Here is a 12,662-nt window from a genome sequence, read left to right on the forward strand (position 1 = left end):
AGTGCCGTTTAGATAGCTGATCGTTGACGACTGCGTAAACCCAAGGCCGCCCATATAGCTGCCCCCAATACCAAAAGGGCACCAAACAGCCCTGCTGCGGCCTGCTCAATAGCGTTGCTTTCCAAAACGCCCGGAGCCCCCGCCGCGGACACGACGAGGTGCGGTTGCGCGAGGCCAAGCGATGAAGCACGTCCTATCGAGCGCACATCCAAATGGTAATTCTTTCGGAGATCAGGGCGAATATATGCCGCAACCCAAGTAAAAGTACTTGCTCCCTCATATTCGCCGCCAGCTAACGCCGCGCCTGGTTCGATCTCACCGGATAGATCACGTCCGTCCGCCGATATTTTTAGCGATAACGCCACCGGCCAGCGCAACGCCGGGTCTTTGCATTCAGGCTTGGACATTACTTCGGCTGATACGTAGCAAGGATAAAGTTGCGCAGCTACCCTTTGGTCCATCCTGACGCCAATCGCATAACGCTCGGCATAGCCGGCCCGAAAGGTGGCCCGCGTCGTCACTCCGGGTGTGAGATCAATAGAACCTAGATCAATCACAGGGTTCGGACGCAGTGCTACGGCAACATTCACGACCAGGGCTAAGCCGACAAGGCTTAGTGGCCCTAGATTGCGCCATCGATGCCTTTTCATCTGCGCATTCTACCGAACGCCTCAACGACCGCAACTGGCTGTAGTTTCAGCCGATCGCCCACGCCCCCCAAGCGCATCACCGCAGATAGCTGACCAAACTCAGCCCCGAGAGCTGCGAGAAGACCGAATAGCTGGCCTGCAGGATCGTCTTCTGCTGCGCCAGATCGATCGCGACCTGGCCGAGATCGGCATCCTCATTGCCCGAGATAATGCCCCGCATCAGTGTCGCACGATCCTCTGCGCGGATGCCGAGCGTTTCCGCCTGGGCCTGCCTGCGGCCATTGTCGGCATTGACGGCGCGAAGACTTTTCAGGCCGGTGTCGATCTCGCCCGCTGCCTGGGTGAGCACGGTAAGCTGGGCCGCGGTCGGCGGATCGCCGATCGGGCTGGCCCCGGCGAGCGTCTGGAACGCGGTATAGAGGCCCGAACCGATGTCGCTTGCCGTGACGCCATATTCCACGTCGACACCGTCGGACAGGCGCACCGACGCCTTGATGCTATCATTGACGAAGGCGGCCGATGCGGGGGTCGCGATCGTATCCGCCAGCGTGCCCGGCAGGAACGGCGTCCCTTCGGTCTGCGACCCGCCGAACAACGACGACCCACCTTCGGCGGCATTAAGCGCGGCGCGGAACTGGTTGAACGCCGCCTTGATCGCATCGTTCAGCCCGACACCCTTGCCCGTGCCGATCGCCGTCAGCAGATCCTGCTTCAGCGACATCGCGCTGGTATCGATCGCGCCGATATTGGCGTCGTTGAACGACAGCGTGGTGGCGACGCGATCGGCCGCGGCGACATAAGCCTCCTGCTTCGCCAGCAGCGAGTGAGTCGATAGGTTGCGCACCGCCTCGGTCCCAAGCGAAGCATAGTCCGGTGCCTTTTTGGAGGTCGCCAATTGCGCTTGGGTGGTGGCGAGCTTTTGCTGCGATTGCTGGATCGCAGCGGACATGCTGCGTTGGAGCGGAATGGTGGCGACGCGGGTCATGTGCGGTGTCCTTATCTGATCATCGCGAGCAGCGTGTCGTACATCTCGCTCGCCGTGGTGATGAGGCGCGCCGATGCCGAATAGCTGTTCTGGAGCACGACCATGTTCGCCAGCTCCTCATCGATGTTGACGCCTGAAAAGCTGTCCCGGCGGTTGGCCGCGTCGTCGCGCCGCGCCGTCGCATCGGCCAGCGTCGATGCCGCCTGCGACGCCGCGGTCCCGGCATTGCCGAGCAGATCCGCGGTGCGCGCGGCGGTGGTGGTGATGCCATCCTTGCCGAGATCGACATTGGCGGCGAGCTGATCGACGAACGCGGTCGCGCCGCGATTGTCGCCCGCGCCCAGCGCCTTCGCGCCGATCGCCGTACCGATCTGAAAGCGCGCGAGGCCGAGCTTGCCGGGGCTCGCGAGAATATCCGGGCGGACCGCAGCCTTCGCCAGGCCGCTTTGCGCACCGGTCAGTTGGACGATGCTCGAAAAGGATTGCCCGGTGCCCAGCCGGTCGGTCGAATCCGACCCGACCGACAAAGCGGCCCCGACGAGATTGGCATTCGGCGCAAACTGGATCCGGCCCTTGTCGTCCATTGCGAAGTTGCCGAACGATCCGATCGGACTGGCGTTGAGCTCGGTCACGAGATCGCCGAACGTCGGCCCGACCGAGCCGGTCATCGTATGGCTCGTCAGCGTGCGGCCCGAGGCGTCACGCAGCACGAGGTTCGTCGCCTGTCCCACTGCGAAACCGTGCGCGTCCGACGGGGTGAAACCCGACGGGACAAGCGCGCTGCTTGCGCTGCGGACAACGTCGTTCATCCCGAAATATTGCGAAAAGCCGATGCCGGCGCGCTCGCTCGGCGCGGTCGGGCTTTGCGCGATGACGACGCCGTTGCTGCTCGTGGTTGCCTTGATCGAGAACGCGCCGCCGGCAAACGACGCGGTCGCGGTCGCGCCGAGGCCGGCGTTGATCGCGGTCACGGCGTCGTCCACCGTTGCGCTGGCGCCGAGTGCAGAAAAATCGACCGTAGTCGACGCGACCAACTCGCCATTCGCCTTGGTCACCGCGAACACCGCCGAACCGGTGAAGCCCAGCCGATCCGTACCCGTAAGCGCCGACGCGCGTCCGGTCAGCTGGTTCGGTGCGGGAACGGTGGTTCCGGCGTTGGAAACGGCGTTCAGCGTCTGCGCGAGACCGGTGAACAGCACGCCAAGCTTTTCGGTGAAGACGGGCAGCGCGCGATCCCGCAGATCGATCAATCCGCCAAGCTTGCCGCCGACCGCCGCGGAATCGATCTTGTCGCCGGTCGCTATACCAGCGCCGCTGCCGGTATCGGCAAAGCGCAGCGTGATGACCGGATAGTTCGTCTGGGTCACCCCGCCGCCAGAAAGCGGCAACGACAATTGCCGCAGCCGGTTATCGAGCAAGGGCGTGCCCGACGCGGTATCGATCGCGACCCGGCCATCGCCCTGTTCGCGGACGTTGATCTTCACCAGTCCGCTCAATTCTTCGATCGCCGACATTCGCTGATCCTGCACACCGGCCGAACTGTGGCCCGAACCGTCGAGCCGGGAGACCGTGCCGTTGAGATCGTTGATCCGCACCAGCAGCGAATTGATCCGGTCGACGCTGTCCCCGACTTCGGATTGCACGTCGGCCCGGAGCGACGCGACGTCGGACCCGAGCTGGTTCATCGAGGAAATCGCGTCCTGGACGTTCGATGTGAACGCCGCGACCGACTGTGGCGAAGCCTGCACGCCCGTCATCGCCACGGCCGAGGCATCGATCGCATCGAGCCGCGACGGCAGGCCATATTCGGCACCGGGTGCCCCCAGCAGCGATTGCAGGCGACCGAGATAGGAAGACGTAACCTCCGCCGATCCCATGTCACCCGCGCGCCGGAAAACGGTCGCCTCGAGGAAGCGATCGGCGATCCGGCTCGGTTCGCCGAACCGCACGCCGTTGACTTGGCCAGCGGTAACACCGGTCGTCTGCGCGACCTTCTCGCGCGCATATCCTGGCGTGCTGACATTGGCGATGTTGTTCGAAACCGAGCGCAGGCCCGCCTGCGACGCCGCAAGCCCCGATACTGCCGATCCCAGAATCTCGTTCAACGACACGCCGATATTTCCTCACTCGGGCGGGCCGACCGGCCCGCCCAATTACCCTGCGATTATCGCTTCAGATTGCCGATTTCCTGGAGCATCTCGTCGACCGTCGTGATGATCTTGGACGACGCGCTATACGCGCGCTGGAACCGGATCATGTTGGTGAACTCCTGCGCAAGATCGACCGTCGATGCTTCGAGCGTGTTGGCCGAAATAGTACCGGCACCAAGCGAACCCGGCGCATTGATCGCGACGCTGCCCGACATGTCCGAAACGCCATAAGCGTTACCCGGCAAGCGGGTCAGGCCGTCGGGATTCTGGAAGCTGGCGAGCGGCAGCTGGAACACCGTGCGGGACGTGCCGTCTTCGAACACGGCGCTGACCAGGCCGCCATCGGAGATGCGGGTGGACGCGACGCTGCCGAGCAAGCCGCCGTCTACGCTCGACGAAATGACCGCCGATGCGCCGCCGAACTGCGTCAGGCCATCGAGACCGCCGTCGGTGCCGAGGCTAAGCTGAATCGGCCCGGTACCCGCACCGCTGGTCCAGCCGGGCGTAAGCGCGGCGAACATCGCGGGCGAGGAACCGGCGCGATCAAGCGATCCGTCGGCGTTGAACAGGATGTTCCCGCTGGCGAGCAAACCGCCGGCTGCGGTAACGTCGGTCGCGGGGGTGGCGTAGATTTCACCCTTCCAGGCATTCGGCCCGGTCTTCAGGAACGCGAGCGTCACGGTGTGCTTGCCGCCCTGCGCGTCGGTAATGTCGAGCGGGCGCGAGAATTGCGCCGGCGTCGTGCCCGCCGCCAAATCGCCGGCCACATAGGCACCGGTGAAGGCGGTCGCGGTCGCGTCGAGGTTGGCGCGCATCTGCAGCTTGCTCGTCGCCGCAGCGGTCCCGGTCAACTGGGTAACGCGAACCGGCACCAGTGCGCCGAGATCGCCATTGTTGACGTAATTGCCCTGCGCATCGAGCGGCCAACCCTGGAGATAATAGCCACCCGAATTCTTGAGATAGCCTTGGCTGTCCGGGGTGAACGATCCGGCGCGCGTGTAGCTGATATCGGCGGAAGCGCCGGTACCGTTGCGCGTCACGAAGAAGCCGGCCCCGGCAATGCCGACGTCGGTCGCGCTGCTCGATGCCTGCAGCACCCCGTCTTTTGACACGAGCGAGCGGGTTACTGCAGTGACGCCGCCTGCGGCATAGGCTTGCCCGCCGCGCCCGTCGGACACCAAAGTGCGGAACTGCGTATCGGCGTTCTTATAGCCGACGGTGTTGATGTTGGTGATATTGTCGGCGACGCTCGCCATCGCGGTCGATTGCGCGCTCAAACCGGACACACCGGCATATAGGGCTGAGTAGAGGCTCAAGGATAATCTCCGGAAAGAAGGTCCGCGCGACATCAGCGGCGCTCGGCTCCCTCAATTGTAGGAGGGGTTCGGCGCGGAATCGTGATTCAGCGCGAAATTCCTGAAATCGCTCCGGCGCTTCGGCGGCCATCCTATAAGATGGCATATATTCAGGAGGATTTTACCGATGACCCTGCGAATTTCCCTGCGCGACGGCGAGAAGCTAATCGTCAACGGTGCGGTGCTGCGTGCGATCGGCCGCACCGACCTGTGCGTCGAGAATTCCGTTTCGCTGCTGCGCGGCCGCGAAGTGATGTCGCCAGACGACGCCGTCACCCCCGCGCGGCGGCTCTATTACGCGTGCATGATCGCCTATATCGATCCGCACGGCGCCACCGCGCACCATGACGAGATCGTGCGCTATCTGCATGATCTACTCGGCGCACTCGAGGCGCCCGAAGCCAAGGCGGCGTGCGCCAGCTTCGCGCGCAAGGTCGCGACCGGCGATTTCTACCGCGCGCTGGCGGATTGCCGCGCGCTGATCGACTATGAAGCGGCGGCGATCGGCCGCACCGCGCCGCAGGTCGCCCAAGCCGCCGCATGAAAGCCCTTGCCGCCGCCGCGCGCAGTTTGCGTGACTTGTCCCCCGACCAACGCTTTGGCCGGGTGATCGGCGTGCGCGGTGCTTTGATCGAGGTCGAGGGCCTGACCGGCGCCGCGCAGATCGGATCGCACATCACCGTCGCCGGTGCCGAGGGCGCGGTCGCGGCGGAAGTCACCGGGCTCGACCGTGGGGTGGCGCACTGCCTGCCGTTCAGCGATCCGCAGGGGATCGCCTCGGGCGCGCGTGCCGATTTGATCGCAGGGCGTTTCGTCGTCCGCCCATGCGACGCGTGGCTCGGCCGCATGGTCGATGGGCTCGGCCGTCCGATCGATGGCAAGGGGACGCTCCCGGTCGGGCCGGATCCACGTCCGATCAAGGCTCCGCCGCCCCCCGCCGCACAGCGTGCGCGCGTCGGCGCACGTATCGCTACCGGGGTGCGCGCGCTCGATCTGTTCGCGCCGCTCTGCCAGGGCCAGCGGCTCGGCCTGTTTGCCGGCTCAGGCGTGGGCAAATCGGTGCTGCTGTCGATGCTCGCGCGCTGGACCGGTTGCGATATCGCGGTGATCGGGTTGATCGGCGAGCGCGGCCGCGAAGTGCAGGAATTCGTCGAGGACGATCTCGGGCCAGAGGGCCTCGCGCGCAGCGTCGTGGTCGTCGCCACCTCCGACGAACCCGCGCTGATGCGACGTCAGGCCGCGTGGACCACGCTCGCGATCGCAGAACATTTCCGCGACCAGGGGCTGAACGTGCTGTGCCTGATGGACTCGGTCACCCGCTTCGCCATGGCGCAGCGTGAGATCGGTCTCGCCAGTGGTGAGCCCGCCGCGACCAAGGGCTATACGCCGACCGTGTTCGCCGAGCTGCCGCGCTTGCTCGAACGTGCCGGTCCTGGGCTTCCCGGACAGGGATCGATCACCGGCCTGTTCACCGTGCTGGTCGATGGCGACGATCACAATGAGCCGGTCGCCGATGCGGTGCGCGGCATCTTGGACGGGCATATCGTCATCACGCGCCGCATTGCCGAGCGCGGACGTTACCCCGCGATCGACATTCTGAAATCGGTCTCGCGCACGCTGCCAGGGGCGCTCGATCCCGATCAGAACACGCTGCGCCTTGCCGCGCGATCGGTCCTGTCGACCTATGCCGACATGGAAGAGATCGTCCGGCTCGGTGCCTATCAGACCGGCGCCAATCCCGAGGTCGATCGCGCAATCGCGCTCGCCCCACAAATCGAGACGCTGCTGACCCAGACCAAGCAGGATCGCGGCGATTTGACCGACAGCTTCGCGGCGCTTGGCGCGATCATGGAGGACCCGTCATGAACACCCCGTTCGATGCAGCTCTGCGGCTACGCCAGCGCGAGATGGATGCGATGCGCGTGTCGATCAGCGTCCAGGTCAATCACTTGATGGTGATCGAGGAAACCCGCGAGACGGTCGATCGCTCGGTCGCACGCGAAGTGGAAATCGCCGCAAGCAATTGGGGCAGCTCGGCGCACGCCTTCATGGCCCGCATGCGCACACAGCGGGAGCGGCTGCTGCGCGAGCGCGCGACCGTCAACGCCCGGCTGACCGGCCTGCGCGCGCAAGCGGCCGAAGCCTATGGCGCTTTGCGCGCAATCGAGGGCGCGGCGGCACGCTTTCGCGCCGAGGCCGACCGCGTCGCGGCCACGGCCGAGCAGAGCCGCGCCGATGACTTTTCCGCTGCACGTTTTTCCCGGGCGCAGGATGTGATTCGTCGTTCCCGCGCTGCCGCGGATCGCGATGAGCTATGATTGCAGCCACCGATCTCACGCGCCTTGCGCCGGCCGAAAAGGCCGCGTTGATCTATGCCCAGGCGCAGAGCGACGTGTCCGCGCGGCTGTGGCGCGCGGCATTGGGCAGCGACGACAACGCCGAGCGTAATTCATCAGCATCGTCGCAATGCCCCGAATTCAATCTCGATTCGTTGCTGTCGCTGCTGATGCCAAAGGCCGATTCCAGCACGGCGAGCGTTCCCGAACCGGTCGTGGCCCGGCCGACCCCGAACGGGCCGACCTCAACCGCGCCGTCCCCAGGCGCGGTGCCCCCGGCTGCGCTGCCCCCGGGCGAGCCAACCGTCGCTATGGTGCCGCTGCACGCAAGTGCCGTCACCGGTCTCGGCCCGAACGCCCGCTACCGCGCCACGCTCGATGCCGCAGCGGCGCGTACCGGGATCCCGGTCGCAGCCCTCACGGCGATCGTCGATGCCGAGGCCGGCAAAAACTGCGACGGCGTTTGGAACACCACGTCGCGCAACCCGCGGTCGAGCGCGGCGGGCCTTGGCCAATTCCTCGGCGGCACCTGGCAAGGCGAAGCTGAGCGCGCCGGCACCTGGCTGCACGATGTCGCCACCAAGCAGGGCTGGCTGGGTAATGATGGCCGGGTGCTCCCAGCCGCCCGCTCGTCGCTGCTCGCGCTACGCTATGATGCCACGGCGTCGATCAATGCGACTGCGGACTATGCACTGCGCAGCGTCGCCCAGTTGAAGCGTGCCGGGATCACGATCGGCAACGATGTCGTGACCGTCGCGCGGGCCGCCTATCTTGGCCATCACTTGGGAACCGGCGACGCGATCCGCTTTCTCAAAGGCGGGCTGGACCCCAGTCGCGCCAAGGTATTGCTCGACGCGCAGATCGGCACGGCCAGCGCGAATCAGCGAATCGCCCAGAGCGGCGATGCCGCCGCAGCGCACCGTTCGTGGCTTTTGGGATTTATCGACCGCCACATCACCCCCGCGCGCTTTTCAGCCTGAGCAGATCTCAGAAGATCGTTTATTATCAGTATTTTGAAAGCATACATCAGAAGGATTAGGTAGAACTTCTTATAGGACAATAACTATCCTGTTAAAGGACACCCCTCCAGATAGACCCATCACAGGGAAGGGTTGGCAAGGGGCCGCCATCCCACAGTTTGTTTGGGGAGACATAGGATGTCGAAGACCACCGTCGCACTGGAAGCAGCCGTTTCCGCCGTCATTGCGAACATGCCGAAGGGCGATGACATTTCCCCTGCGCGCCAGCGCGCCGCAGTCGACAAAGCCTTCTCCGCGATCCTCAAACTGATCGCCCCCCGCATCCGTCATTTCATCCGCCAATACGGCCTGGTCGCCCATTGGGAAGACGCCGAGCAGTGCTGCGCGATCGCCGTCCACCGCGCGATCCTGGGCTATGATCCTGAAAAGGCGATGTTCACCACGTTCGTCAATTGGCAGATCCGCGGCGAGCTCCAGAGCTTGCGCTTCCGCGTGATGACCGACCAGCGCCCCTCCGCCAAGAAGGTCGATGCGACGACCGTGTCGCTCCATTCCGTCGTGTCGGGAGCCGAAGGCGACGAAGCAACGCTCGAAGCCATCATCGAGGACGAAGGCGCGCTGGCCCGCACCGAAGCCGGTGCCTCCGACTATTTGGCACAGGCCGCCACCCGCTCGCTGGTCGAGGAGTATATCGAACATCAGCGCCTCGCCGGGATCGAACAGCTGCGCAAGCGGCCGCGGCCCAAGCGGATCGTCGGCGCCGAGCCGGTCGATCACGCCGCAGCGATGCTCCGCCGCCCGCGCACGCACGGCGTATGCCCGATCGAAGTTGCCAAGCTCGAACAGAAGCTCGGCCGCGACAAGGAAATCGTCGAGCGCCGCGTGTTCGATGCCGCGACGCTGGACGAACTGGGTGCCAACACGGGTGTCACCAAGGAACGCGTCCGTCAGATCACCAAGCGCGCATCGCGCACGATCGCAGAGCTTGCCGCAACCAATCCGCGCTTCGCGGTGATGGCTGAGTATCGCAAGACTCCCCTTCGCCCGCTCCGCGCCCGCGCGGCGAAGCGCCCGTTGGATGCCGCCCCCGTGGCGCTCCTGCCGGCGCTGGGCCAGCCACACAACACGCTTGCCCGCGTCGTCGCGATCGAAGCGCAGACTGCCCGTCCGTCGCAGCGCGCGCCCCATGATCTCGAATCGATCGTCGCGGCGATCGTCCCGACGGTCGCATCCGACCTGCTCGACGGGAATGCGCCGGGCAGCAACGCGCGCCACTGATCCGAAGAGACACTATCGGAGCGCGGTGCTGCTGCCGATGCGGCAGCCCGCGTGCCGCAATTCCCTCTCTAGGAAAAGGCGCGCGGCATGAATTCGGCCCGGACGAAATCGTTTATCGGCCACGTACCAATGCCGCCGCCGCGCAGTTTGCCCGGCATGGACCGCGCGCTGACGCGCATCGCGACGCGCTTGGTCCGCCACGCCCGTCCGCTACTCCGGGCGAACAATGCCTTCCTCCTGACGATGACAACCAACACGCGGGATGAGCAGGCACCATTGTGGACCGGCTTCTGGGATACGCGCGGCGCGCTTACCCCCCTCCCCCCGGCGCCCCGCAGTGGCACGGCGCAACGACACTTCGCCGCGCTCGAGACGGCGGGAGTCCTTCTATTGTCGGATTTGATCTGCCGCTGGCCCGCCAATGCGATTCCGCCGGTGGTCGGGATCTTCACCGACGGCGGCGGCGTCGCCTTTTCTTCCGATTATCCCTCGCCACTGTCGTCCAACTGGCTGGCGCACCATCAGGCGGGGCTGTGCCCGACCACGACGCTGCTGCCTTTCCGCCCAAATGGTGCGTGGGCACGGCTAATCGCACCGACGATGGAGCCTTTCATCCACTAAGCGCGATTGAAATTTGGTATACCATCCTATAAAGGATCGCCCTAAGAGGGATTAACCCTCAAAAAAATGGGGTCGATAATCGCATGGGATCGCAAACAAGGTCGCCGAAGCCGCGCGTGACGACGGGCACGCCGCCTGCAAGGAACACGGCGCCATCACCCGCCGCGATGCCGAACGATATCGTTCTCGATCCCAACCGCGCCTTCATCTTTCCCAATCGCGTGCGCGAACAGCGTCAGCGCCACGGGCTCCAGAAGCTGATGGCGCTCAGCAATCTCATTGGCGACATCCCCTATATCCGCCTGTCGAAGATCGAGCGTGGCGAAGTCGTTGCGCGGGCGGATGAACTGACCCGCATTGCGCGCGCGCTCGACATCCCACCGGAGGCGCTGCTGCTCGACGTCGCGGCGCGCGGCTTCGACATTGCGACCTGGGCCGAGCCGTTCCGCGACATGACCGCCTGGAATGAGGCCGACGAACGCGAGGCAGTCTTGCTCGCCGCCGCGCTGCGCGTGCGGCGCAATCAGGATCGCGGGCTGACGATCGCGGTGCTGGATCGCGACTATGGCCTTCCCGCCGTCATCCTGTCGCGGATCGAAAATGCGCAAAAGCCGCTTGATCGCTGGAATTCGGCAACGCTCGCGTCGCTGTGCCGCGTGTTCGGGGTGAGCGGCGTGCCGGCCCTGCAGGAAATGATCACGGCGCAATATCGGCGGGGCGAACTCGCCGGCTTCGTCACGACCATCAGCGACCCGCAGATGCGCCTGGCGCGCACGCGCGAGCGGATCGCCGCGTTGCGCACTGAGCTGACGAGTCTGGCAGGCGGCCCGGCCACGCCGGTGGCGGCTAAAAAGGCGGCGCAAGGCACCCCGGCGCCGCTTGCGAGCGATCAACCGCGCGAGCTGCGCGTCCATGGCGCGCCGCTCGCGGGGGGCCTGATCGGCTTCACCGCGACCGATGACAGGGTGGAGGCACCGTCGCGTGCCGGACCGCGCGCCTTCGCGCTGCGGGTCTGCCGGGCGACGCTCGGCGCCGGCTTGCCCGCGAATGCCGTGGTCATCGCCGATCCTGACCGGCTCCCGACCGTCGGCGGGCTCGCCGCGATCCGCACCGGCGATGCGTATCGGCTGGTGACCGTCACGTTCGATCGAAACGGGGCGACGACCGGGTATAGCGTCACACCCGACATGGAAATCAACCTCGACGCGCTCGATCCGGCCGATGTCGCCGCGGTCATCGGTGCTGTTTTTGCGTGAGGCGCCGGGCGCTCATGCCGCGATACGCTGCGTTTCCAATCCATTGTCCTGGCCGAAGCTGATTCGCACCGTGACGTTCCAGCTCTGCTTGGGCGGCTTTGGTGGACCGAGCCGAATAATGCGCCCGCCCACCGCTAGCGCATAAGCCGACCGTCGCCGCATCCGGTCGCGTGCGTGCCGTAGTCGATCGACTGCGCGCCAACGCACCACCGCGCAGCCGATCCGCACCGCCTGCGCCGCACCGATGACGTTCTGGCGCATCGCATCCAGCCGTACCGCCACGCGCGAGCGGTGCTTGAACATCGCTAGATCGACATTGCGCCATGCCACCTGAAATCCGGCGGGGACGGCGATCCACTGCGCCTCAGGCGCCGTCGATGACCGAATCATGTCGCGGCTGCATCGGGTGCACCGGGTGAAGCGGAAGCCTTGGTTTTCCAGCGACCGGGGTGCGATGGCGTGGCCGGACAGTAGGCAAAGAAGATTCATGGTCGGTTCCCGTGCGATGGCCGGCAGCGGCGAGGTCGAGATGCAGCGAGGCGAGCAGGCGCAATTCGTCGTGCTTGCCCGTCATGATCTGGTCGAGGTCCCAGATTTCGAAACTGTCGCCCATGCCGACGACAAGCGTGCGATACGCTTCGCCGTGGCGCAGGTTGAGCCACGGCGCGATAGCGATCTGGCCTTTGCCGTTCAGCCAGCCCGGTGCCGTGAAACCAAGGTCCCGGCGCAGGCCGACCCGCTGTTCCGCCTGCACGATCCCGCCTTCGGCAAGGCGGCGGCGCTGGAAGCGTTCCATCCGCGCCTCGACCGCGCTTTCGTCATAGACGACCAGATGACGAACAGTATCACGTAGGCAGACGAAAAGACGATCGTTCGCCTTTCGCGATGTGATCGCAATACAGAATGCCGTCGGCAATGTAATATTGCCCTTCGCCCCAACTTCGCAAATCGCGCTTCCAACGAATAAGCGACTCATCTTCCTTCTCCCGTATCGGTGAAGGGGTATAACCATAACAAAATGTGTATTTGTATATCGGACAAACCCTTACGG

The 12,662-nt window shown here is 65.2% G+C and carries 13 protein-coding genes; 7 read left to right on the top strand and 6 right to left on the bottom strand.

Going from position 1 to position 12,662, the window contains the following annotated elements; genetic code table 11:
• Positions 1-8: 8 nt before the first annotated feature.
• The 4 genes from HMP06_RS08765 to HMP06_RS08780 all read right to left on the bottom strand — a co-directional run bounded on the left by HMP06_RS08765 (position 9) and on the right by HMP06_RS08780 (position 5,101).
• Positions 9-590 carry a hypothetical protein gene (locus tag HMP06_RS08765; protein ID WP_176496745.1) on the bottom strand — a complete coding sequence of 194 codons (582 nt, stop codon included), beginning with the start codon at positions 588-590 and terminating at the stop codon, positions 9-11.
• 136 nt (positions 591-726) lie between these two features.
• Positions 727-1,635 (bottom strand): flagellin, encoded by a 909-nt coding sequence (locus HMP06_RS08770; RefSeq protein ID WP_176496746.1) that lies wholly within the window; start codon positions 1,633-1,635, stop codon positions 727-729.
• Between the two features lie 11 nt (positions 1,636-1,646).
• Positions 1,647-3,746, bottom strand: coding sequence for a flagellar hook-associated protein FlgK (gene flgK / locus HMP06_RS08775; protein WP_176496747.1), 2,100 nt, complete (start codon positions 3,744-3,746; stop codon positions 1,647-1,649).
• A gap of 53 nt (positions 3,747-3,799) precedes the next feature.
• Entirely contained in the window at positions 3,800-5,101 is a 1,302-nt protein-coding gene (locus HMP06_RS08780; protein WP_269473420.1) for a flagellar hook protein FlgE, read from the bottom strand.
• Between the two features lie 166 nt (positions 5,102-5,267).
• Here HMP06_RS08780 and HMP06_RS08785 point away from each other — a divergent pair, with 166 nt between their 5' ends.
• The 7 genes from HMP06_RS08785 (at position 5,268) to HMP06_RS08815 (ending at position 11,611) form a co-directional block, all read left to right on the top strand.
• The gene (locus tag HMP06_RS08785) at positions 5,268-5,684 is read left to right on the top strand and encodes a flagellar biosynthesis repressor FlbT (RefSeq protein ID WP_176496749.1); all 417 of its coding nucleotides are present in this window, start codon (positions 5,268-5,270) and stop codon (positions 5,682-5,684) included.
• Complete coding sequence (fliI, locus tag HMP06_RS08790) at positions 5,681-7,006, top strand: flagellar protein export ATPase FliI (protein ID WP_176496750.1); 1,326 nt, start codon at positions 5,681-5,683, stop codon at positions 7,004-7,006. Before HMP06_RS08785 ends, fliI begins: the two co-directional genes overlap by 4 nt.
• Positions 7,003-7,458, top strand: a complete 456-nt coding sequence (locus tag HMP06_RS08795) for a hypothetical protein (protein ID WP_176496751.1) — start codon at positions 7,003-7,005, stop codon at positions 7,456-7,458. Before fliI ends, HMP06_RS08795 begins: the two co-directional genes overlap by 4 nt.
• Complete coding sequence (locus HMP06_RS08800; protein ID WP_176496752.1) at positions 7,455-8,456, top strand: peptidoglycan-binding protein; 1,002 nt, start codon at positions 7,455-7,457, stop codon at positions 8,454-8,456. Before HMP06_RS08795 ends, HMP06_RS08800 begins: the two co-directional genes overlap by 4 nt.
• A gap of 177 nt (positions 8,457-8,633) precedes the next feature.
• Positions 8,634-9,734 (top strand): sigma factor-like helix-turn-helix DNA-binding protein, encoded by a 1,101-nt coding sequence (locus HMP06_RS08805; protein ID WP_176496753.1) that lies wholly within the window; start codon positions 8,634-8,636, stop codon positions 9,732-9,734.
• Between the two features lie 87 nt (positions 9,735-9,821).
• Positions 9,822-10,355, top strand: coding sequence for a hypothetical protein (locus tag HMP06_RS08810; protein WP_176496754.1), 534 nt, complete (start codon positions 9,822-9,824; stop codon positions 10,353-10,355).
• Positions 10,356-10,522: 167 nt separating this feature from the next.
• Positions 10,523-11,611: a helix-turn-helix transcriptional regulator gene (locus tag HMP06_RS08815; RefSeq protein WP_176496755.1), complete on the top strand. Its 1,089-nt coding sequence runs from the start codon at positions 10,523-10,525 to the stop codon at positions 11,609-11,611.
• Between the two features lie 12 nt (positions 11,612-11,623).
• On the opposite strand, the gene HMP06_RS08820 is transcribed toward HMP06_RS08815, so the two are convergent.
• The gene (locus HMP06_RS08820) at positions 11,624-12,001 is read right to left on the bottom strand and encodes a hypothetical protein (protein WP_176496756.1); all 378 of its coding nucleotides are present in this window, start codon (positions 11,999-12,001) and stop codon (positions 11,624-11,626) included.
• On the bottom strand, positions 11,976-12,527 hold the full coding sequence (locus HMP06_RS08825) for a hypothetical protein (protein ID WP_176496757.1): 552 nt from the start codon (positions 12,525-12,527) through the stop codon (positions 11,976-11,978). Before HMP06_RS08825 ends, HMP06_RS08820 begins: the two co-directional genes overlap by 26 nt.
• Positions 12,528-12,662 lie beyond the last annotated feature (135 nt).

Source organism: Sphingomonas sp. HMP6 (assembly GCF_013374095.1).
Taxonomy (GTDB): domain Bacteria; phylum Pseudomonadota; class Alphaproteobacteria; order Sphingomonadales; family Sphingomonadaceae; genus Sphingomonas.

Excerpts from the sequence above, each read along its gene's own strand:
- HMP06_RS08815 (WP_176496755.1), top strand. The coding sequence starts at position 10,523 with ATGCCGAACGATATCGTTCTCGATCCCAACCGCGCCTTCATCTTTCCC.
- HMP06_RS08820 (WP_176496756.1), bottom strand. The coding sequence starts at position 12,001 with ATGATTCGGTCATCGACGGCGCCTGAGGCGCAGTGGATCGCCGTCCCC.
- HMP06_RS08795 (WP_176496751.1), top strand. The coding sequence starts at position 7,003 with ATGAACACCCCGTTCGATGCAGCTCTGCGGCTACGCCAGCGCGAGATG.
- fliI (WP_176496750.1), top strand. The coding sequence starts at position 5,681 with ATGAAAGCCCTTGCCGCCGCCGCGCGCAGTTTGCGTGACTTGTCCCCC.
- HMP06_RS08785 (WP_176496749.1), top strand. The coding sequence starts at position 5,268 with ATGACCCTGCGAATTTCCCTGCGCGACGGCGAGAAGCTAATCGTCAAC.
- HMP06_RS08810 (WP_176496754.1), top strand. The coding sequence starts at position 9,822 with ATGAATTCGGCCCGGACGAAATCGTTTATCGGCCACGTACCAATGCCG.
- HMP06_RS08805 (WP_176496753.1), top strand. The coding sequence starts at position 8,634 with ATGTCGAAGACCACCGTCGCACTGGAAGCAGCCGTTTCCGCCGTCATT.
- HMP06_RS08800 (WP_176496752.1), top strand. The coding sequence starts at position 7,455 with ATGATTGCAGCCACCGATCTCACGCGCCTTGCGCCGGCCGAAAAGGCC.
- HMP06_RS08770 (WP_176496746.1), bottom strand. The coding sequence starts at position 1,635 with ATGACCCGCGTCGCCACCATTCCGCTCCAACGCAGCATGTCCGCTGCG.